Genomic DNA, 20,585 nt, shown 5'->3' with positions numbered 1-20,585 from the left:
CTGACCGAAACTGCACCGGGAACCTGCCCACCGGTGATCGTCGAGAGACGTTCGCCAGCTTGAGAGCCGTGGAACCCGTGCGGGTGCGTCGAACCTGACGAGGTGAGACGAAGAGCTTCCCAAGCTCAAGACGTGGGTTCGATTCCCATCGCCCGCTCCACCCCTCAGCCCCGTCAAGGCTCGAGGTCGAACACCAGCACCTCGGCGTTGCGCCCTCCCGAGAGGGTCAAGCTCACCTCCCCCTCCAGCATCGCCGCGTCGCCTCCTCGCAGGCGCTGTCCATTCACCTCCAGTTCCCCGCGCACCAGGTGCACGTAGCACTTGCGTCCGGCGTCGATCGCCAGCGTCGCCTCCTCGGTTCCATCGAACAGCCCCGCATACATGCGCGCGTCGGCGTTGAGGGTGACCGAGTCCGACGCGCCATCGGGTGAGGCCACCAGGCGCAGCTTGCCGCGCTTGTCGGCCTCGGGGATGGTCTTCTGCTCGTAGCCCGGTGGCACTCCGCGCCGGCTGGGCAGGATCCAGATCTGCAGGAAATGCGTCTCGCCGTCCTGCGAATAGTTGAACTCGCTGTGCTGCACGCCGGTGCCGGCGCTCATGCGCTGCACGTCGCCCGGCGGGATGGTCTTGACGTTGCCCAGCGTGTCCCGGTGGGCGAGCTCGCCGGACAGCACGTAGCTGATGATTTCCATGTCGCGGTGCCCGTGGGTGCCGAAGCCCTGCCCCGCCGCCACGCGGTCTTCGTTGATCACCCGCAGGTTGCCGAAGCCCATGTGTCGCGGGTCGTGGTAGTTGGCGAAGGAGAAGCTGTGTTTCGACTTCAGCCAGCCGTGGTCGGCATGGCCGCGCTCTTCCGACTTGCGTAGGCGGATCATGCGTGGAACTCCGTTTCGAATAGAGACCGCCCATGGTGCCACCGCGACGCAGGTAACCGTTTGCATGCGCGAGCATGTGAAGCCCATCGCAAGCGGGCAACTGCTACAAGTAGGCCATCACCGTCGAACCCATGAACAAGCACATCGAGGACTACGGCTTCATCGGCAACATGATGAGCGGTGCGCTGGTCGCGCGCGATGGCTCGATCGACTGGCTGTGCCTGCCGCATTTCGACAGCCACGCGTGCTTCGCCGCATTGCTGGGCACGCCGGCGCACGGCCACTGGCAGATCCGCCCGGCCGATCCCGTCCTGCGCACCACGCGCCGGTACCAGCCGGGCACGGCCATCCTGGAGACGCGGTTCGAGACCGCCAGCGGCGCCTGCACGCTCATCGACTGCATGCCCTTTTCCGACAACGAGCGCGAAGTGGACGTGCTGCGCGTCGTGCGCGGCGAGACAGGGCGCGTGGCCCTGTGCATGGAGCTCGTCATCCGCTTCGATTACGGACAGATCGTGCCCTGGGTGCGCCACCGCGACTACGGATTGAGCGCCGTCGCCGGGCCGGACGCGCTGCAGCTGTTCTCGCCGGTCGATCTGGTCGGCCGCGACATGACCACCGTCGCCGAGTTCACCGTGTCCGCCGGCGAGCACCTGCCGTTCACGCTGGCCTACCACCCCTCGCATTGGCCCGAGCGCCCCCTGCAGAACTGCGAAGAGCGCGTGGCGCAGACGGCCAGGCGCTGGCGCGACTGGAGCTGCCGATGCGAGTTCGCGCTGCCCGAGGGCCATGCGTGGCATGACGCCGTCTCGCGCTCGCTCATCACGCTCAAGGCGCTGACCTTCCAGCCGACCGCCGGCATTGTCGCGGCGCTCACGACTTCACTGCCCGAACGCCTGGGCGGGGTGCGCAACTGGGACTACCGGTATTGCTGGTTGCGCGATTCGACGCTGGTGCTGCAGGCCCTGCTCGCTTCGGGCTACCGCGACGAAGCCCACGCCTGGCGCCAGTGGCTGCTGCGGGCGGTCGCGGGCGATCCGCGGCAGCTGCAGATCATGTACGGCATTCGCGGCGAACGTCGGCTCACCGAGGTCGAGCTGCCCTGGCTGCCCGGCTACGCCGAAAGCCGTCCGGTGCGCGTGGGCAACGCCGCGTACGGCCAGCGGCAGCTCGACGTGCCGGGTGAGTTGCTGGACACCCTGCACGTGGGCCGCAAGTTCAATCTCGAGCGCAACGAAGACGCGTGGTCCCTCCAGAGGACCATCCTGAAGCAGCTGGAGCAGGACTGGAACAAGACCGACGAGGGCATCTGGGAAGTGCGGGGCGGCCAGAAGCACTTCACCCACTCGCGGCTGATGTGCTGGACGGCCTTCGACCGCGGCGTGAAGGCGGTGGAGGAGTTCGGACTCGACGGCCCGGTCGAGCGCTGGCGCGAGGTCCGCGCCCGCATCCACGCCGACATCTGCACCCACGGCTGGAACCCCGACAAGCGCAGCTTCGTGCAGTTCTACGGCGGCACCTCCCTGGACGCGTCGCTGCTGCTGATGGCGCAAGTGGGCTTCTTGTCGGCCGATGATCCGCGCTTCATCGACACGGTCGCCGCCATCGAGCGCGAGTTGATGCAGGACGGGCTGGTGCTGCGCTACCGGCCCGCGGACACGCCCGACGGGCTGCCAGGCGACGAAGGGGCCTTCCTCGCCTGCAGCTTCTGGCTGGTGGACGCCTACGTGATGATGGGCCGGCGCGATGAAGCCCTGGCCCTGTTCGAGCACCTGCTGGCGCTGCGCAATGACCTGGGGCTGCTGGCCGAGGAGTACGACGCGACGCTGGGGCGGCAGCTGGGCAATTTCCCGCAGGCTTTCTCGCACATCGCGCTGGTCAATGCGGCGCACAACCTGGCGTCCTCGCATGGCCCGGCCCCGCAGCGCGCCGAACACACGGTGGCGGACCCCGGCAGCCATGCGGGCTCGTCCGCGCCGCAGCCGCTCAAGGTGCCGGCGGCCCGGCGTCCTGGCTGAAGGGGTACACGTCACCCGCGGCCGCGCCGCTGTCCCGCCGCCCGGTCTGCAGGTCGCGGTACACGGCGGCCCGCATCACCATCATCGACACCACCGGCGCCGTGAGCAGCACGAACAGCGTGATGACCACTTCGTGCAGCACCAGCCGCTGCTGCCCCGCGCTGAAAAACAGCATGGAGGCGACCAGCAGGCAGCCGGCCCCGAGCGACACCGTGATCGCCGGGCCGTGCACGCGCTGGTAGAACGTGGGCAGCCGCATCAGCCCCAATGCGCCGATGACGCAGATCGCCCCGCCGACCACCAGCAGCACGCTCACCAGAAGCGCGGCCCATAGTGGCAATTGCATGGCCGCTTCGCTCATTCGATGACCTCCCCGCGCAGCAGGAACTTGGCCACCGCGATGGTGGAGACGAACCCGGTCAGCGCGATGAGCATGGCGATGTCGAAGTAGACCGTGCGGGCCGTTCGCATGCCGATCACCAGCGCGAGCAGCATGGCGGTCATCCAGAGGGTGTCCAGGGCCAGGATGCGATCCTGCGACGACGGGCCGAGCAACAGGCGCACCGTGCAGAACACCATCGACAGCACGACGCACACCAGGGCGAAGCCCATGGCGCCGCGCAGCATCCACTCGGTCATGTCACCTCCTCGAAGATCTCGATCAACGGCTGTTCGTAGCGCTGCTTGATGGTGTCGATCCACCACTGCGGGTCCTGCAGGTCGAACACGTGCAAGGCCAGCTCGTCGCGCCCGTCCCGCCCCGGCAGGATCTCCACCCACACCGTCCCCGGCGTGGAGTTGATGAGGCAGGACAGCACCGCCAGCCCGAACGGATGGCGGATGTCCAGCGGCACGCGCAGGAACATGGACCGCACGCCCTGGGGATCGGCGAACAGGATGATGCGGCTCACGTTGACGCAGGAGCGGGCGATCTCGACCGTGGCCATCCACAGCAGCCGCAGCAGGGCCCACGGCCGCTTCAGGCGCGGGTAACGCAGCGGATCGAGCCGACTCGTCCACAGCGGGATGAGCCAGGCCAGGGCCGCCCCCAGCAGCAGGTGGCCGGCGGCGACGGTCTCGTTCAGCAGCAGCCACGTCAGCCACAACGCCAGCGACACCTTGGGGTGGGGAAAGACGCGTTTCATCGGCCCTCGTGCAGCGGCTGCGGAGTCGATGAAACAGGCGGCTCGCCGAGCACGCGCTGGGCATGGCCCGCCGGCCGATGCAGCTCGGCGGCCGCGCCGTCGAGGAAGCGCAGCACCGGCTGCGCCCACACCATCAGCACGATGCCGGCACCCAGCAGGAGGGCGATGGGCGCCACCTCGCTCGCGCGCATCGGTGGCGCCTTGATGGCGCCGGCGGCCCAGAAGGTGCGCACGCCGAAGCGCATGAGCGAGATGATGGCGGCCATGCCGCCCCACAGGACCAGGGCGATGACGGCCCCGTCGAGCCAGTTCATGCCGGTATTGCGGTGCGCGACCACCCCGTGCAGCAGGGCGAACTTGCCGACGAAGCCGGACAGGGGCGGGATGCCCGCCATCACGATCGCGCAGCCGGCGAAGGCCAGGCCCAGGAACGCCAGCCCGCCGGGGATGCCTTCGCCCACCGGCTGGTCGGGCGCCTCCTCCACCGCGAAGGCCTCCGTGGTCAGGGCCACCACGGCCGCAGCGGGCGAGCGAACCCGCTCGATCAACTCGATCAGCAGCATGAAGGCCGAGACGGCCAGGATGGAGCTGAGCAGGTAGTAGAGCGCTGCGGCCAGGAGGGCCGGGCTGCCATAGCCCACGGCAGTGACCACGATGCCCGAGGACATGATGGCGCCATAGCCGCCCAGGCGGCCCGGCGAATCGCTGGACAGCATGCCCACCGCGGCGAAGGCCACGGTGAGCAGGCCCAGGGCGGTGAGCAGGGGCAGCCCGAAACCCGATTCGCCCGGGAACAGCATCGGCCACAGCCGCAACACCGCGTACGCCCCCACCTTGGTCAGCAGCACGAGCATGGCCGCGGCCGGCGGCGAGGCCGAGGTATAGGTGGCGGGCAGCCAGAAGCCCAGGGGCCACGCGGCCGCCTTCACCAGAAACACGATGCACAGCGTGACCGCGCCGATGCGCGCCAGCGTGCCGGCCGCTTCGCCGGCCTGCGGCAGGCGCGCCGCCACGTCCGCGAAATTGAGCGTGCCGACGCTCGCATAAATGAGCGCCACGCCGATCAGGAACAGCAGCGAGGCGGCCAGGTTGATGGTGATGTACTGCATGCCCGCCCGCACCCGCTGCGCGGTGTAGCCGTGCAGCACCAGCCCGTACGAGGCGGCGAGCGAGACCTCGAAGAACACGAACAGGTTGAACAGGTCGTGCGTGAGGAACGCGCCGTTGAGCCCCATCAGCAGGAACTGCAGCAGCGAATGGAAATGCACGCCGATGCGGCTCCAGCCCTGCATGGCGTACAGCAGCACGCAACCGCCCAGCAGCGCGGTGAGGGCCAGCATGGCGGCCGACAGGCGGTCTGCCACCAGCGCGATGCCGAACGGCGCCGGCCAGTTGGCCGCCAGGTACACCTGGGTCGCGTCCTGCGTCTGCACCAGCAGGGCCAGCGCCACCGCGCCCTGCAGCAGCACGGACAGCAGGCTGAGGGCGAACTTCAGGCCGTGGGATCGCTCGCGGATGCCCAGCAGCACGGCCGCGAAGACAAGCGGCAGCAACACCGGCGCGATGACCAGGTGTGGCGACAGGCCGGGGTTCATCGCTCCTCCTCGCCGTCGACGTGGTCGGAGCCGGTGAGGCCGCGCGAGCCGATCATCACCACCAGGTACAGCGCGGTAGTGGCGAAGCCGATCACGATGGCCGTGAGCACCAGCGCCTGCGGCAGCGGGTCGGCATGGTCCTGGGGGTCGACCTCGGGCGTGAAGGTCAGCGGCGGCTTGTCCACCACCACCCCGCCCACCAGGAAGATGAAGAGGTTGACCGCGTAGGACATCAGCAGCAGCCCCATCACCACCTGGAAACTACGCGGACGCAGCAGCAGCCAGATGCCCGAGCCGAAGAGCACGCCCACGCTCAGGGATAGCACGAGCTCCATCAGTGCGCCTCCCGCCCGGGCGGCCGCGCCTGCGCGTCCTGCGCATGTGCGTGCGCCGGCTTGGCGCGGATCGACTGGTGAGCCAGTGCGACCAGCATCAGCAGGGTGGTGCCGACCACGGCCAGGAACACGCCCAGGTCGAAGAAGAACGCGCTGGGCACATGAAGCTCACCGATCAGCGGAAGCTCGAGATGCGCGGTGTGGCTGGTCAGGAAGGGGTATCCGAAGGCCCAGGAGCCCGCTCCGGTGGTGACGGCCAGCAGCAGTCCCGCGGCGGTCCAGCCGTGCGGCCGGATCCGCAGCCGCGACTCCACCCACTCGGTGCCGCCGAGCAGGTACTGCACGATCAGCCCCACCGAGAAGACCAGGCCGGCCACGAAGCCGCCGCCCGGCAGGTTGTGCCCACGCATGAAGAAATAGGCGGCCACCAGGCCCATGAAGGGCAGCAGCAGGCGCAGGTACACCGCCGGCACCACCAGCCAGCCTTCGCTCACCTGCCGCCGCGGCGACTGGCGCGCCGCCGGGTCGGGGCTGCCCGGCAGTTGCTGCGCCAGGGGCAGGCTGTCGGGCGCGGGCCGGAAGCGCCGCAGCAGCGCGTACACCGTCAGGGCCACGATGCTCAGCACGCATATCTCACCCAGCGTGTCGAAGCCGCGGAAGTCGACCAGCAGCACGTTGACGGCGTTACTGCCGCCGCCGCCGGTCAGGGCGTGGCGCAGGAAGTACTCGCCGATGCGCGGCGGCGGCTCCAGCATCAGCAGCGTGAAGGTCACCAGCGCCAGCACCGAGCCGCCTGCCGCGGCCACCAGCAGGTCGCGAGCGCGCCGCGCGACCACCCGTGCGGGCGCCGTGCCCCGCAGGGGTTCCCGGCGTGGCGGCAGCCAGCGCAGGCCCAGCAGGATCAGCACCATCGTGACGGTCTCCACCATCAGCTGCGTCAGGGCCAGGTCGGGTGCCGACAGCCACAGGAAGGTCATGCTGGTCACCAGCCCGGTGCCGCCGACAAGGATGAGCGCGGCCAGCCGATGGAACTTGGCCGTCCAGGCGGCAGCGACCGCGCAGGCACTGCCGATCAGCCAAAGGGCCGCGATCAGCGGGTCGCCGCTGACCGACTCGCGGACCTGCGCCAGGCTCGGCACACCGGCTGCCAGGAGGGGCAGCACCGCGAAGAACGCCATCACCAGGAGCAACTGCGGCTGCGTGCGTTCGGTGGAGACCTGCCGCAGCGTCCAGCGCGAGACCGAGAACAGCCGCAGCAGCAGGCTTTCGAACAACTGCGCGCCTGCGAAGCGGTGCAGCACGGGGGTTCGTTCACGCTCCTTGAGGCTGAACCGCAGCCGCAACAGCACGTACAGCGCGATGCCCCCCACCAGGGCCACCACGCTCATCACCAGCGGCAGGTTCACGCCATGCCAGAGCGACAGGTTGAACTGCGGCGTGGCCGCACCCAGCACCGCCTGCACCGAGTTCACCAGGACCTCGTTCACGCTCCAGCCCGGGAAGATGCCCACGATCAGGCACAGCAGCACCAGGAACTCGATGGGGAAACGCATCAGGCGCGGCGGCTCGTGCGGCGTGCGCGGAAGGTCGGGCGCGGGCGGGCCGAAGAAGACCGAGATGAACCGCAGCGAATAGGCCACGCTGAAGGTGCCCATCATGAGCGCCGCGTAGGACAGGTACCAGTGCTCGTCGCCGCCGACCAGCGCGGTCTCGGCGAAGAACATCTCCTTGGACAGGAAGCCGTTGAGCAGCGGCACCCCGGCCATGGCCGCGCTGGCCACGATCGCCAGGGTGGCGGTGATGGGCATCACGCGGCCCAGCCCGGTGAGCTGCTGCATGTCGCGCGTGCCGGTCTCGTGGTCCACCGCGCCGGCGGCCATGAAGAGCGACGCCTTGAAGGTCGCGTGGTTCATCATGTGGAACACCCCGGCCACCAGGCCCAGCGGCGTGCCGATGCCGAGCAGCACCGTGATCAGCCCCAGGTGGCTGATGGTCGAATAGGCGAGCAGCCCTTTCAGGTCGCGCTGGAAGATGGCCGCGAAGGAGCCGACCAGCATGGTGGCCACGCCCGCGCCGCCGATGATCCAGCTCCACTCGGGCGTGCCCGACAGCACCGGCCACAGCCGCATCAGCAGGAACACGCCCGCCTTGACCATCGTGGCCGAGTGCAGGTACGCCGACACGGGCGTCGGCGCCGCCATGGCATGCGGCAGCCAGAAGTGGAACGGGAACTGCGCGCTCTTGGTCAGGGCACCGACGGCGACCAGCACGAGGGCCGCCAGGTAGTGCGGGCTGCCGCGTACCAGCTCGCCCGAGGCGAGCACGCGATCGAGGTCGTAGCTGCCGACGATGCCGCCGATCAGCAGCACGCCGGCCAGCAGGCACAGGCCGCCCGCGGCGGTGACGGTGAGCGCCATCCGGGCACCGCGCCGGGCATCGGCGCGCCGATGCCAGTAGCCGATGAGCAGGAATGAAGTCAGGCTGGTCAGCTCCCAGAACAGGACCAGCTGGATCAGGTTGCCCGACAGCGCGATGCCCAGCATGGACCCCATGAACGCCAGCAGGAAGGCGAAGAACCGGGGCACCGGATCCTGGGGCGACATGTAGTAGCGCGCGTACAGCACCACGAGCAGGCCGATGCCGGTCACCAGCAGGCCCAGCAACCAGCCCAGGCCGTCCAGGCGCAACACGAGATCGGCGCCCAGCCTGGGCAGCCACGGGATGCGGTGCTCGATCACGCCGCCGCCCTGCACCTGCGGGTAGGCGCTGGCCAGCAGCCCCAGGCAGGCCAGCGCGACCACGCCGGCTCCCCAGGCTTCGAGGTTTCTGGCGTTGGCGGGCAAGGCCGCGGCAATGGCGCTCGCCACGAAGGGCAGCACCAACAGCAATACAAGAGTCATGGTGGTGCCGTGAGGCTATCAGATGACCCGTGCTGATCGGCTCTGCCATCGGCAGCCTGAATGGCGGTATTGACGGTTGCCCGGGCGCCGGCACCTGGGCGGCCGAACGCCGCCAGGCGCCTGGCTCGTGGAGGCGGGCGGGTTCGAACGACGGCTGGGGGGGACCGGCGGCCTCGGCCCTGCCGGCACGAAGGCGGCGGGCGGGCAACAGGTCCGGACCATCCGGGATGTATCTTCCCGCCATGGCCACCTTCTTCAAGACCAGCCGCCTCTGGATCGTGGATTACACCTGGCGCGGCGCGCCGCGCCGCTGGTACCGCGCCCTGCCCGCGGGGGCCGACGGCGCTGAAATGCTCGCGAACGAACTGGCGGACGTGCAGGGGCCGCAGGCGCGGCTGGTGGCGATCCGGCCGGCCACGCCCGAGGAAGAGACCGACTACCTGCACGGCAAGGCGCCGCGCCACATCGTCTGCCCCACGGGCCGTTAGCCTCTGCGGCCGCCATTTGCGCTGGATCAAGCGCCGGATGCGCGCGATGGGAACAATCGAACGCGCATGACAACCGAAACCTCCACCGCAAGGGCCCGACCGCCCTCACCTCGCCCGTGCAGCACCTGCGGCGCGGCCATCGGGCTGGTCCGCCTCACGATGCACCCGGAGAGCCGCCAGTGCACGCGCTGCGCGCTGGACCGGCGCCCGACCACGCAGGAGTCGGCCGCTCCGCAGCGGCGGGCGCCACGCCCCCCCAGTCCTGCGCGCTGCGAGTCGCACCCGGAGTGACCGCGCGGCGTGAGCGGCGGTCACGGGATGGACCCACGCCCCTCGCGTCATCGATGGCCGTGCATGCCGCCCATTCCCATGCCCCTGCCCATGCCCATGCCCATGCCCATGCCCATGGCCATTCCCATGGCCATTTCCATGCCGCCCGTGTGGGGGGCGCCATCCGATTGCCCCATGGCCATGCGGCTCATCATGCCGCGGCGCATCGCGACCATGCCCTCATTCACCAGCTCGGTCACTTCGCCGGCGTGAGCCTGCAAGGCCGCGACCACGTCCGGCGAGCGGGACGTCCGCGTGACCACCGCGCCCTTCTCGGTCATTTCCACGTTCGAGGCGATCTGGTCCCGCTTCTGGAACAGCACGGGCAAGGTCTTGCTGAAGATGTTGAACTCGCGGCCGTCCTTGAGCCGCTGGGACATGCTGGCCACGTGGGCCTTGATCTGCGCGGCCACGGCGGGGTCATCGGACTCGGTCACCGTGCGGATGCCATCCGGCAGCCGCGTCACCGTACGGCGGATCTTGTCGTGGTTGGCCAGCAGTTGGTGCACTCCGTCGAGGTCTGCGGCGGAACCTTCGTCGCGGCTGGTCAGCATGGCCGCGTGGGCCGCCGAGTGCTCCCCGCCCATGTGGCCACCGCCCATGTGGCCGCCTCCGGCGCCGTGCTGGCCTGGCCCCTGGGCGGTCGGCTCGTAGGTGGCGGCGACGGTGGCGCCCACGAGTGCGGTGGCGGCGAGCGCAACGGAAATACTGAGGAAACGATTCATGGCCAAGCTCCGGCAAATGGTGACACCGCCTTTCGGCGGGACGGGTTCCGCACCAGGCACGGCGTGCACCCGGGGTGGACAGCGCGATTCCACCCGCGCCGGGCCGTCCGCAGGCATCCGCCGGGCAGCGCAAGTGCATCGCGCGGTTGCACCGCCCGGCGCTGTCATGTGGTGATACAAAACTGCCGCCTGCGCGCCCCCTCGCCTGGAGGACCCTCATGAACATGGACAACCGAGACCGCGTCCTGGTGGTGGACGACGACGCCGAGATCCGCCAGCTCCTGGTGGACTACCTCTCGCGCAACGGCTTCGACGCGCTGGCCGCCGCCAGTGGGCGGGAGATGCGGCAGATGCTGGTGAAGCATGCGATCGACCTGGTGGTGCTCGACCTCACCCTGCCCGACCAGGATGGCCTGGAGTTGTGCCGCGACCTGCGAGCCCGCAGCCGCATGCCGGTGCTGATGCTCACCGCCCGCGGCGAGGAGGCCGACCGCATCCTGGGCATCGAGATGGGCGCGGACGACTACCTGGTCAAGCCATTCAGCCCCCGCGAGCTGCTGGCCCGCATCAAGGGCATCCTGCGGCGCACCCGCGCCCTGCCACCCAACCTCGACGCCGATCCGCACCGCTGCTTCGCGTTTTCGGGCTGGCAACTCGACACCGCCACGCGCAATCTCACCAGCCCCGATGGCGTGGTCACGCCGCTGTCCGGCGCCGACTACCGCCTGCTGCGCATCTTCGTGGACCATCCCAACCGGGTGCTGCACCGCGACCAGCTGATCGAACTGATCCACGGCCGTGAAGCCGAGGCCTACGACCGCGTGATCGACGTGCAGATCAGCCGCTTGCGCCAGCGGCTGCGGGACGACGCCAAGCCCGCGCGCCTGATCCGCACGGTGCGTGGCGAAGGTTATGTGCTGGCCGCCGACGTGAAGGGGATGTCCGCATGCACCTGATCTCCGGCTGGCTGCCCAGGTCGCTGGCCGGCCGCACCGCGCTGATTTTCGTGGTCGGCCTGCTCGTCGCACAGTTGGGCAGCCTGTTCCTGCATGTGCAGGAACGCGCCGGCATGCTGGGCCACGGGGCCATGCACGGGGCACATCGTTGGGCCGGCTTGCCGCCCGCCTTCATCGGACTGATGGGGCTGACCGCGCTTGCCGTGCTGGCGGCATCGTTGCTGGCGATGCGCTGGGCCAGCAAGCCGCTGGAGGACCTGGCCACGGCGGCCACGGCCTTCGCCAGCGACCTCAACGCCCCGCCCCTGCCGGAAACGGGCCCGATCGAGGTGCGCAGCGCCGCGGCGGCGTTCAACTTCATGCAGGCGCGGCTCAAGCAGACCGTGCTGGGGCGCGGGCGCGCCCTGGCGGCGGTCTCGCACGACCTGCGCACGCCGCTGACGCGCATGCGGCTGCGCGTGGAGCTGGTCGAGGACGCCGCCTTGCGCGACAAGCTCGATGCGGACATCGAGGCCATGTCCGCCATGGTCGACAGCGTGCTGGCGTACCTGCGCGGGATCGAAGACGCCGAGGCCGTCCGCCCGGTGGACATGCTCGCCCTGGTGGAAAGCATCGTGGAGGACGACCAGGCACTGGGGCATGACGTGCGCTTCGCGCGGCTCGGCGACGCGTCGAGCCCGGTGCCGCTCATGGCCCGCCCCACCCTGCTGCGACGCGCGATCGTGAACCTGGTCGACAACGCTCGCCACCACGGCCACACGGTCACCGTCACGCTGCAGGACGGCGACCGGGGCTGGGTCGGCGTGGCCGTCGAGGACGACGGGCCGGGCATTGCGCCCGAAGACATGGAGCGCGCCCTGCAGCCCTTCGTGAGGCTGGACGCCGCTGCGGGACCGGCGAAGGCAGGCGGCGTCGGTCTTGGCCTGTCCATCGCGCGCGATGCCGCGGCCATGCACGGCGGCGAGCTGGTGCTGGAGAACCGCGCCGAGGGCGGCTTGCGAGCGATGCTGCGGTTGCCGAGGGGGCAAGGCTGATGGCTTCTCGCAGGCGTCACCGCCCCTGGCGAACAGATCCTCAGGGCGAGCGAAGCGCATCCGTTCGGCTTGATCCCTGCGCGCCGGCATCGCCCGCGCCGGCAGCCGGGTACCAATGCCGCGTGCGGTTGGCCAGCGCGACCAGCGACAGCATCACCGGCACCTCCACCAGCACGCCCACCACCGTGGCCAGCGCCGCACCAGACTGCAGGCCGAACAGCGAAATGGCCACCGCCACGGCCAGCTCGAAGAAGTTGGATGTGCCGATCAGGCAGGCCGGCGCCGCGATCTCGTGCGGAAGCTTCAGCCATCGCGCCCCGATCGCAGCGACCACGAAGATGCCGTACGACTGGATGACCAGGGGCACCGCGATCATGGCGATCACCAGCGGCTGCGCCACCAGCGTGGCCGCCTGGAAACCGAACAGCAGGACCACCGTGGCGATCAGCCCCACGATGGACCAGGGCTTGAGTGCGCCGACGCCGCGTGCAACCCGCCGCGGACCGCCGGCCTTCAGCCAGGCCCGGCGGGTCAGCACACCCGCCACCAGCGGCAACACCACGTAGAGCACGGTCGATAGCAGCAGGGTTTCCCAAGGCACGGTCACGTTGGTGACGCCCAGCAGGAAGGCCGCGATGGGTGCGAAGGCGAACACCATCACCACGTCGTTGACCGAGACCTGCACCAGCGTGTAGTTGGGATCGCCCTTCACGAGCTGGCTCCACACGAACACCATCGCCGTGCAGGGCGCCACCCCGAGCAGGATGGCGCCGGCGATGTACTCGCTGGCCGAGGCGGGGTCGATCCACGCGGCGAACACGTGCTCGAAGAACAGCACCGCCAGGGCCGCCATCGTGAAGGGCTTGATGAGCCAGTTGACCGCCAGTGTCAGCAGCAGGCCGCGCGGTCGCTTGCCGACGTCCTTCACCGACGCGAAGTCGATCTGGATCATCATCGGATAGATCATCACCCAGATGAAGATGGCTACCACCAGGTTCACGCTGGCGAACTCGATGCCGGCAATGGCCTGGAACACCGAAGGCGCGAGGAGCCCGAGACCGACCCCGGCAAGGATGCCCAGTCCGACCCAGGCGGTGAGATAGCGTTCGAAGAGTCCCATCGAGTGTCCTTGTGGAAGGGGTGCGCGGCCGGGGCTTGCCGTCAGCAGGCCTTGCGGGCGTTGCCGGCCTTGCGCCCCGGCAGCTCCTCGCATCCCGCACCCAGGCAGCAATGCGCCGCCAGGTAGTCCATGAGGTCGTTCATCTGCTCGAGCGCGGCGTGGTAGATCAGGTGTCGCCCGTCACGCTCCTGCCGCACCAGCCCGGCGTTCATCAGCTCCCTCAGGTGGAACGACAGGGTCGACGGCGCCACGTCGAGCAAGCTGCCGAGCGTGCCCGGTGTCATGCCCTCGTTTCCCGCGCCGACCAGCGCGCGGAACACCCGCAAACGGACGGGCTGCGCCAACGCAGCCAGGGATTCGACGGCCTGTCGTTCTTCCATATTTCCAATTTCGTCGAAGTATAGGCGAGGGGCCGGCCTGGCTTTCCCCCCGCCCCACGCTCCTGGTTGTGTCCCGCAAGTTCGCTGATCGAGTGCAGAAGCCTGCGGGACAGAACGCTAGCCGGTAACGGCCATTGCATTTTCGCGTCGGCTGGCTATGGTGAAGCGCGCCGCCGATCAGCCGCGCCCAACCTGGAGGGATGCCATGTCACCACGCAGTCGTCGCTTGTGTTCATTCGTGATCCTGTTGTCCGGCACGATCGCCGGCGCCGCTTCGGCCCAGGGCCGGCCGCCGGCAGAGAAGCAAGCACCGGGTGACCGCGGCTCCATCGAGCGGGGCCGCTACCTCGCCAAGATCGCCGGCTGCAACGACTGCCACACCCCCAACTACGGGCAATCCGGCGGCAAGGTGCCCGAGGCGCAATGGCTCACCGGGGACAAGCTGGGCTTTCGCGGCGCCTGGGGCACGACCTACCCGGCCAACCTGCGCCTCATGATGCAGCGCATGTCGGAGGCCGAATGGTTGAAGATGGCCCGCACGCACGAGATGCGCCCGCCCATGCCCTGGTTCAACCTGCGCGACATGAGCACGCAGGACCTGCGTTCGCTCTACCGTTTCGTGCGGCATCTCGGCCCGGCCGGAGAGCCCGCGCCCGAATACCTGCCACCAGGCCAGCAGCCGCAAGGCCCGGTCGTGAGCTTCCCGATGTGACCGAAGGAGAACGCCGTGGCCGACACGAGAACGGTCGCGGTGGTCGGCGCCACCGGCGCGCAAGGCGGCGGGCTGGTGCGCGCGATCGTGGACGATCCGTCCGCGGGGTTCCGGGCGCGCGCGCTCACCGGTGACCCGCACGCGGCCAAGGCCTCGGGCCTGGCCGGACGAGGCGCCGACATCGGCCGCTGCGCGTTCGGTGTGTCAAGGCCGGCAAGTCCTACCTGGGCCGCACGGTGGGCGTGAGTGGCGAGCCACTCACCGGGCACGAGATGGCCGCCGCCTTCAGGGCACTCGGCCAGGAGGTCCGCTACAACGCCCCGTGAAGGTCCGGGCGCGGCGGCCCCGTCCATCGGCTGCGCCGCGCGGATTTGCGAGGCCTTTTTCGAGCCCGCGCATGCCGTATCGACCGAAGCCCGGGCGAGCCTGCTCGTCTATCCTCGCCCGATGCCGAGTCTTTCCGTCCTCCACCAGGTGCTCTGGTTGCTCGGCCTCACCGTGGCCGTGATCCTGGTCTTCCAGCGCTTCCAGCTGCCCACCAGCCTGGGCTACCTGCTGGTCGGCGTGCTGCTGGCGCCGACGACCTTCGGTCCCACCATCCACGCCGACCAGGTGCGGCCTATCGCCGAGTTCGGCATCGTGTTCCTGCTCTTCACCATCGGCCTGAACTTCTCGCTGCCGCAGATCCTGGCCTTGCGGCACCTGGTCCTCGGCCTGGGCACGGCCCAGGTGGCGCTCACCACCGCCGGGGTGGGCCTGCTGGCCTGGCTGGCCGGCACGCCGCCGGCCGCCGCCTTCGTGGTGGGTGCGGTGTTCGCCCAGTCGTCCACCACCATCATCAGCAAGCAACTGGCCGATCAAGGCGAAGAGGACGAGCGGCATTCGCGGCTGGGCGTGGCCATGTCGGTGTTCCAGGACGTCACCGCCGTGCCCTTCGTGGTGGTCATCCCGGTGCTCGCCAGCGCCGCCGGCCTGTCCGCCCTGGGCACCGAACTGGGCTGGGCCCTGGCCAAGGCGGCGCTGGCACTGGGCCTGGTGTTCGGCCTCGGCCGCTGGGTCCTGCGCCCCCTGTTCGCCGCCGTCGGCAAACGCCGCTCGGCCGAACTCTTCACGCTGGCCGTGCTGTTCGTGTCGATCCTGGCGGGCTGGGTCACGAACTACCTGGGCCTGTCGATGGCTTTCGGCGCCTTCCTGGCCGGCATGGTGCTGGGCGAGACCGAGTTCCGGCACCAGGTCGAGGCCACCATCCGGCCCTTCCGCGATGTGCTGCTGGGGCTGTTCTTCGTGGGCATCGGCCTGCTGGTGGACCTGCGCGAACTGGCGCAGGTCTGGCAGTGGGGCCTGCTGGGCGCGGCCGTGCTGATGGCGGCCAAGACCTTGATCGTGGCCGGCATCGTGCGCGCGGCGGGCATCGACACCGAGACCAGCTGGCGCACCGGCCTGCTGCTGTCGGTCGGCGGCGAGTTCGGCTTCGCCCTGCTGGCCCTGGCGCTGCAGAACCAGCTGGCCAGCCCCTGGCTCGGCCAGGTGATGCTCGCATCCGTGCTGTTCTCGATGATCGCCGCGCCGCTGCTGATCCGGCACAACGGGCGCATCGCCCGCCTGCTCTCACCGAGCCAGCCGCGTCGCGATGATGCCGAGCTGCGCGCCCCGGGAGACGTCGCGCAGCAGTTGAAGGGGCATGTGCTGGTCTGCGGTTATGGCCGCATCGGACAGGGGCTGGGGCATTTCCTCCACGAGGAGAAGATTCCATTCGTCGCCCTCGACCTCGACCCCGAGCGGGTGCGCGATGCCCGGGCCGCCGGCGAGCCGGTGTATTTCGGCGATGCGGGCAGCCTCGATGTGCTCGATGGGCTGGGCCTGGGCAGCGCCCGGCTGGTGGTCATCAGCCACGACGACACCGGCGCGGCCTTGCGCACGCTGCAGCAGTTGCGCCAGCAACATCCCCAGGTGCCGGTGCTCGTGCGCACCCGCGACCTCTCGACCGTGGAGGAACTGCAGGCCGCCGGCGCCACCGCGGTGATTCCCGAGACGCTGGAGGCCGGCCTGATGATCGCGTCGCACGCGCTGATGCATACCGGCGTCCCCGTCACGCGCATCGAAGACCTGGTGCGGCTTCAGCGACAGCAGCACTACCTGCAGCAGCGCGCGCTGTTCGGGGGCCGCGAGCCGGGTGGTCTTGCAGAAGACGATGGCCAGGGCCTGCTGCGGCTCAAGCCCATGCGGGTGCCCGGCAGCAGCCCCGTCATCGGGCAGCGGGTCAGCGAGGTGGTGACCGGCGCGACTTTCAACGCGCTGGTTCGCCGCGGCGAGCGGCTGCGCACCCTGGAACCCGAGATGGCGCTGCAGGCCGACGACGTGGTGGTGGTGTCCGGCACCCGGGCCGAACTGCTGGCGGTGGAGGCGCGCCTGCAGGGGTGGCGTGCGCCGCCCTCCCCGCGCACCTCGCCAGGCTGAGGCGCTCGCCCGTCACTGCCTTTTGACCGTCGGGCGCTCGGTCGACACCAGCGTCCACAACCCGCCGGGCTGCACCGTGCCACCCAACCTGGACACGATGCGATGGACCGCCGCGTGGCTGGAGTCGCTCACCACGGCCCGGTACCCCATGGCACGCGCGGCCTCGATCTGCCCCTCTTTCAAGGCCGAGCCGACACCCTGGTTCTGCCAGTCGATGGCCACCACGGTGCGGGCCACGCACACCTCGGAACGCTCCACACCGCACCTTTCCAGAAAGCCCGCATCGATCGGCGCCTCCATCTCGTGCACATCGGGGTCGAGCTGGGCGACGCCCACCACCTTGGCGTCGACCATCGCGACCAGGGCATCGTGTCGGGCGGACTTGGCGTTCCAGACGTAGTCGTCGGCAGCAGCCTCCGCATGCCCGGGGCCGGCCATCGCGTCGAACATCGTGATCGGGCGGCGGGCAAACGCCACCAGCGCGGCCCGGTGGTCCTCGGTCGGCCGCAGGACCTCCACGGACCTGCCATTCTTCAGGGCACGAACGACAGACATCGGCGGCTTGGCGGACGTGGACAGTGCGCGCACCGAGGCGGTGCCGAAACGATGGACCGATTGCATGGCAGCTCCCCGGCTTGGTGCGAAGCGCCGCAGGTTAGTGCTTTAGCAGCACGCAGACATCGGGCGATCGCCTCTTGTGCGCCGCCTGAGTGCGCTGTAGGACAAGGCCTCGAGCGCCTGCGGGCGATCTGCTCACAGCTTCTGTGAATAACTCTGTGAGAAACCGCTGGGGCTGCCGGCGGCGAGGCCCGTTGCATAAGGGCGTCCGCCTTGCTGCTTATTCGGTGAGCAGTTCCCAGCGACCGACTTCCTCGTACGCGGCGCGCGGCACCAGCGGCGGCAGCCGCGACCCCACCAGCGAGAAGGCCGCAGCAGCGGTGCGGACTGGCGGGTTCCCAGTCCGTCCTGACCGCTGAATCCCTAGGAATTCTTTCCTTTCGGCTGGGTGTCGGTGGGCACGAGCGTCCATCCCCCGAACTCACCCGCCTGCATGGTGCCACCCACCCTGGGCGCGATCTGTTGGACCCCGCCGCAGGTGGCCACGGCGCGGTAGCCGAGGTTTCGGGCGGCCTCGGCCTGGCCCAGCTTCAGGACCGAGCCCACGCCCAGATTCCGCCACGTCGGGCTGACGAGGGTTTGGGCCACACACACCTCGGACGGTTGCATTCCACACGCCTGCAGGAAGCTCTCATCTTTGGGCGGTTCCATCTCGTGCACATCAGGGTCGATCTCCGTGACACCGACCACGTCGGACCCGACGACCGCCACCAGGGCATCGTGCTTCGGCGACCTGGCATTCCACAGGTAGTCGTCGGCAACGGCGTGGGCTTCCTCCGGCCGCTTCATCGTGTCGGCCATCGTGCCCGGCCGCTTGGCGAAGGACACCAGGGCCTGCCGGTGGGTCTCGTTCGGACGCACGACTTCGACCCTGGTGCCGTTCTTCAACATGCCGATCACCGCCACCGGCGGCTTGGTGAAGGTGGACATGGCACGCACGGCGACCGCGCCGAAACGATGGGCTGTTTGCATGGGGGCTCCCTTGTTGATAAAGCCGGCATGTTGATACTTTGGACCTCATATCGCCATCCGGCATTCGCCCCTTGCGCACTCCAGAGGTGTCGTGTAGGACAACGCCCCGTTCTGGTGCGGGGCATCAGTTCACTACTTCTGTGCATCACTCGATGCACAAGGGCCCCGCCTTGCTGCTTATCCGGTGAGCAGTTCCCAGCGACCGATTTCCTCGTACGCGGCGCGCGGCACCAGCGGCGGCAGCCGCGACCACACCAGCGAAAACGCCGACACCGGCCAGGACAAGGCCAGCGGCTCCACGGGCGGTTGTGCGCCAATGGCGCGCCGGGCCAGGGTGAGGTGCGGCTTCCAGGACTCGCCCGCGCCGGGATCCAGGCCGGCGCGCTCCACCGCCTGCCGCACCTGCCGGTGCAGCTCGTCCAGCCGGCGATCCGGATCGGGGCGCACCACGGCCAGCCCACGGGGCCAGACCTGCGGCCGCCCCAGCCGCAGCACAAAGGGTTCGCTCCGCACGCCGGCCAGCGCCTGCCGCAGGGAATCGACCGACGCCTCGGGCGTGTCGCCCAGGAAGGCAAGCGTGAGGTGCAGGTGCGCCGGCGCCGACAGCGATGGCCGCCGCGGCCACTGCCAGCGGCTGCGCCAGGCCAGCACGGGCTCGCGGACCACGGGGTCCGCCATCAGGCCAATGAACAGGCGACGGGTGGATTCGGTGGACATCGGCCGATCATGGCCGCTGACGCGGCCCGGCGAGCCCCGGTGAACCGCCAGGAACCCGGCGGCTCGAACCCCTGGACCCGACTCCAACCCCACCGGGCGCTCGGAAACTCGCTGACAGCTTGATTACGGGCCCGACGTACGTAAAATGAGCGGCGTTTCATTTCCGAAACCGCGTTTTGTATATGAAACGTGCTCGGAGAAGACCTCACGCCGCAAACGCAAGGAAAGACCATGAGTGTTCTGGGTATCGACGAGGTGACGTTCGGCGCCACCGACCTGCCGAAGTGCCGGCAGTTCTTCCTCGACTGGGGGCTGCAACTGGTGGACGAACAGTCGGACCAGCTGGTCTTCGAATCCCTCAACGGCTGCCGCGTGCTGGTGGCGGCGTCCGACAAGCCGGGCCTGCCCGCCGGGCTGGAGCCGGATCCCACGCTGCGCGAGGTGGTCTGGGGCGTGCAGGACGAATCGGACCTGCAGACCTATCGCAGCCGAATCGAGTCCGAACCGGGCTTCGTGCAGGCCGATGGCCGCATCGGCTGCACCGACCCCAATGGCCTGGCCGTGCGGCTGCAGGTCACCCGCAAGCGCGCCGTGGACCTGGAGTGCGCCGCCCTCAACACCTGGGGCAGCCGCAAGCGCGTGGACCAGCCCAGCCCCGCCTACGAGCGCGCCACGCCCATCGAAGTGGGCCACGTGGTGCTGTTCGTGACCGACCTGAAATCCACCACCGACTTCTACATCCAGAAACTGGGCTTCGTGCTGTCCGACCAGTACCCCGAGCGTGGCAGCTTCCTGCGCTGCTCGCCCGAGGGCGGCCACCACGACCTGTTCCTGCTGCAGCCGCCGCAGTCGCGCAAGGGCCTCAACCACGTGGCCTTCGCCGTGCGCGACATCCATGAAGTCTTCGGCGGCGGCATGAACATGTCGCGCCTGGGCTGGGAAACCGAACTCGGCCCGGGCCGCCACCCGATCTCCTCGGCCATCTTCTGGTACTTCGTCTCGCCCGCTGGTGGCCTGGTGGAGTACTACACCGACGAGGACGAACTCACCGCCAGCTGGAAGCCGCGCGACATCACCCCCGGTCCCACCGTGTTCGCCGAATGGGCGATCAAGGGCGGCATCGACGGCAACACCCGCCGCCAGAAGCAGGCCGAGGCGCCCACCGGCCAGTTCATGACCGACCGTCCCAAATCCTGAAACCATCCGTC

The 20,585-nt window shown here is 69.4% G+C and carries 21 protein-coding genes and 1 tRNA gene; 9 read left to right on the top strand and 13 right to left on the bottom strand.

What is annotated here, in order from left to right; genetic code table 11:
- Positions 1 to 79 precede the first annotated feature (79 nt).
- A tRNA-Gly gene (locus JI739_RS09985) sits at positions 80 to 160 on the top strand.
- 13 nt (positions 161 to 173) lie between these two features.
- Here JI739_RS09985 and JI739_RS09980 read toward each other — a convergent pair.
- Positions 174 to 875: a pirin family protein gene (locus tag JI739_RS09980; RefSeq protein ID WP_201683733.1), complete on the bottom strand. Its 702-nt coding sequence runs from the start codon at positions 873 to 875 to the stop codon at positions 174 to 176.
- A gap of 131 nt (positions 876 to 1,006) precedes the next feature.
- Here JI739_RS09980 and JI739_RS09975 point away from each other — a divergent pair, with 131 nt between their 5' ends.
- On the top strand, positions 1,007 to 2,893 hold the full coding sequence (locus tag JI739_RS09975) for a glycoside hydrolase family 15 protein (protein ID WP_201683732.1): 1,887 nt from the start codon (positions 1,007 to 1,009) through the stop codon (positions 2,891 to 2,893).
- On the opposite strand, the gene mnhG is transcribed toward JI739_RS09975, so the two are convergent.
- From mnhG to JI739_RS09945, 6 genes are read right to left on the bottom strand one after another with little or no spacing between them, the layout of a single operon-like run.
- Entirely contained in the window at positions 2,862 to 3,254 is a 393-nt protein-coding gene (gene mnhG, locus JI739_RS09970) for a monovalent cation/H(+) antiporter subunit G (protein WP_201683731.1), read from the bottom strand. The two genes, JI739_RS09975 and mnhG, sit on opposite strands and share 32 nt — an antisense overlap.
- A complete protein-coding gene (locus JI739_RS09965) occupies positions 3,251 to 3,532 on the bottom strand; it encodes a K+/H+ antiporter subunit F (RefSeq protein ID WP_201683730.1) in 282 nt (93 codons plus the stop codon). The genes mnhG and JI739_RS09965 overlap by 4 nt, the downstream gene beginning before the upstream one ends.
- On the bottom strand, positions 3,529 to 4,038 hold the full coding sequence (locus tag JI739_RS09960; protein ID WP_201683729.1) for a Na+/H+ antiporter subunit E: 510 nt from the start codon (positions 4,036 to 4,038) through the stop codon (positions 3,529 to 3,531). The genes JI739_RS09965 and JI739_RS09960 overlap by 4 nt, the downstream gene beginning before the upstream one ends.
- Positions 4,035 to 5,633: a monovalent cation/H+ antiporter subunit D gene (locus JI739_RS09955; protein ID WP_201683728.1), complete on the bottom strand. Its 1,599-nt coding sequence runs from the start codon at positions 5,631 to 5,633 to the stop codon at positions 4,035 to 4,037. Before JI739_RS09955 ends, JI739_RS09960 begins: the two co-directional genes overlap by 4 nt.
- Positions 5,630 to 5,968 (bottom strand): Na+/H+ antiporter subunit C, encoded by a 339-nt coding sequence (locus JI739_RS09950; protein WP_201683727.1) that lies wholly within the window; start codon positions 5,966 to 5,968, stop codon positions 5,630 to 5,632. The genes JI739_RS09955 and JI739_RS09950 overlap by 4 nt, the downstream gene beginning before the upstream one ends.
- Positions 5,968 to 8,868 (bottom strand): monovalent cation/H+ antiporter subunit A, encoded by a 2,901-nt coding sequence (locus JI739_RS09945; RefSeq protein WP_201683726.1) that lies wholly within the window; start codon positions 8,866 to 8,868, stop codon positions 5,968 to 5,970. The genes JI739_RS09950 and JI739_RS09945 overlap by 1 nt, the downstream gene beginning before the upstream one ends.
- Positions 8,869 to 9,095: 227 nt before the next feature.
- Between JI739_RS09945 and JI739_RS09940 the strand changes: the two genes are divergently transcribed.
- Positions 9,096 to 9,356, top strand: coding sequence for a hypothetical protein (locus tag JI739_RS09940; RefSeq protein ID WP_201683725.1), 261 nt, complete (start codon positions 9,096 to 9,098; stop codon positions 9,354 to 9,356).
- A 338-nt stretch (positions 9,357 to 9,694) separates the two neighbouring features.
- On the opposite strand, the gene JI739_RS09935 is transcribed toward JI739_RS09940, so the two are convergent.
- Positions 9,695 to 10,411, bottom strand: a complete 717-nt coding sequence (locus JI739_RS09935; protein ID WP_201683724.1) for a hypothetical protein — start codon at positions 10,409 to 10,411, stop codon at positions 9,695 to 9,697.
- A gap of 224 nt (positions 10,412 to 10,635) precedes the next feature.
- Here JI739_RS09935 and JI739_RS09930 point away from each other — a divergent pair, with 224 nt between their 5' ends.
- Positions 10,636 to 11,367 carry a response regulator gene (locus tag JI739_RS09930; RefSeq protein WP_201683754.1) on the top strand — a complete coding sequence of 244 codons (732 nt, stop codon included), beginning with the start codon at positions 10,636 to 10,638 and terminating at the stop codon, positions 11,365 to 11,367.
- The gene (locus JI739_RS09925; RefSeq protein WP_201683723.1) at positions 11,358 to 12,401 is read left to right on the top strand and encodes an ATP-binding protein; all 1,044 of its coding nucleotides are present in this window, start codon (positions 11,358 to 11,360) and stop codon (positions 12,399 to 12,401) included. The genes JI739_RS09930 and JI739_RS09925 overlap by 10 nt, the downstream gene beginning before the upstream one ends.
- A 40-nt stretch (positions 12,402 to 12,441) precedes the next feature.
- Here the strand turns inward: JI739_RS09925 and arsB are convergent, their stop codons facing one another.
- Both arsB and JI739_RS09915 read right to left on the bottom strand, forming a co-directional pair.
- Positions 12,442 to 13,521 (bottom strand): ACR3 family arsenite efflux transporter, encoded by a 1,080-nt coding sequence (gene arsB / locus JI739_RS09920; RefSeq protein WP_201683722.1) that lies wholly within the window; start codon positions 13,519 to 13,521, stop codon positions 12,442 to 12,444.
- A gap of 41 nt (positions 13,522 to 13,562) precedes the next feature.
- On the bottom strand, positions 13,563 to 13,901 hold the full coding sequence (locus JI739_RS09915; protein ID WP_201683721.1) for an ArsR/SmtB family transcription factor: 339 nt from the start codon (positions 13,899 to 13,901) through the stop codon (positions 13,563 to 13,565).
- A 205-nt stretch (positions 13,902 to 14,106) separates the two neighbouring features.
- Here JI739_RS09915 and JI739_RS09910 point away from each other — a divergent pair, with 205 nt between their 5' ends.
- The 3 genes from JI739_RS09910 to JI739_RS09900 all read left to right on the top strand — a co-directional run bounded on the left by JI739_RS09910 (position 14,107) and on the right by JI739_RS09900 (position 17,070).
- Positions 14,107 to 14,613: a c-type cytochrome gene (locus JI739_RS09910; RefSeq protein ID WP_201683720.1), complete on the top strand. Its 507-nt coding sequence runs from the start codon at positions 14,107 to 14,109 to the stop codon at positions 14,611 to 14,613.
- Between the two features lie 15 nt (positions 14,614 to 14,628).
- Positions 14,629 to 14,859 (top strand): NmrA family NAD(P)-binding protein, encoded by a 231-nt coding sequence (locus tag JI739_RS09905; RefSeq protein ID WP_201683719.1) that lies wholly within the window; start codon positions 14,629 to 14,631, stop codon positions 14,857 to 14,859.
- A 201-nt stretch (positions 14,860 to 15,060) separates the two neighbouring features.
- Positions 15,061 to 17,070 carry a monovalent cation:proton antiporter family protein gene (locus tag JI739_RS09900; protein WP_201683718.1) on the top strand — a complete coding sequence of 670 codons (2,010 nt, stop codon included), beginning with the start codon at positions 15,061 to 15,063 and terminating at the stop codon, positions 17,068 to 17,070.
- Between the two features lie 12 nt (positions 17,071 to 17,082).
- Here the strand turns inward: JI739_RS09900 and JI739_RS09895 are convergent, their stop codons facing one another.
- From JI739_RS09895 to thpR, 3 genes are all read right to left on the bottom strand, one after another.
- Entirely contained in the window at positions 17,083 to 17,691 is a 609-nt protein-coding gene (locus JI739_RS09895) for a GNAT family N-acetyltransferase (protein WP_201683717.1), read from the bottom strand.
- 360 nt (positions 17,692 to 18,051) lie between these two features.
- The gene (locus JI739_RS09890) at positions 18,052 to 18,660 is read right to left on the bottom strand and encodes a GNAT family N-acetyltransferase (RefSeq protein ID WP_201683716.1); all 609 of its coding nucleotides are present in this window, start codon (positions 18,658 to 18,660) and stop codon (positions 18,052 to 18,054) included.
- A 177-nt stretch (positions 18,661 to 18,837) separates the two neighbouring features.
- A complete protein-coding gene (gene thpR / locus JI739_RS09885) occupies positions 18,838 to 19,377 on the bottom strand; it encodes an RNA 2',3'-cyclic phosphodiesterase (RefSeq protein ID WP_201683715.1) in 540 nt (179 codons plus the stop codon).
- A 231-nt stretch (positions 19,378 to 19,608) separates the two neighbouring features.
- On the opposite strand from thpR, the gene JI739_RS09880 reads away from it, so the two are divergent.
- On the top strand, positions 19,609 to 20,574 hold the full coding sequence (locus tag JI739_RS09880) for a VOC family protein (protein WP_201683714.1): 966 nt from the start codon (positions 19,609 to 19,611) through the stop codon (positions 20,572 to 20,574).
- The last annotated feature ends 11 nt before the right edge of the window (positions 20,575 to 20,585 follow it).

It is taken from the genome of Ramlibacter aurantiacus, assembly GCF_016722895.1.
Taxonomy (GTDB): Bacteria; Pseudomonadota; Gammaproteobacteria; order Burkholderiales; family Burkholderiaceae_C; genus Ramlibacter; species Ramlibacter aurantiacus.
Note: the sequence above shows the minus strand (reverse complement) of the source record. Positions and strands in the feature narration are given on the sequence as shown.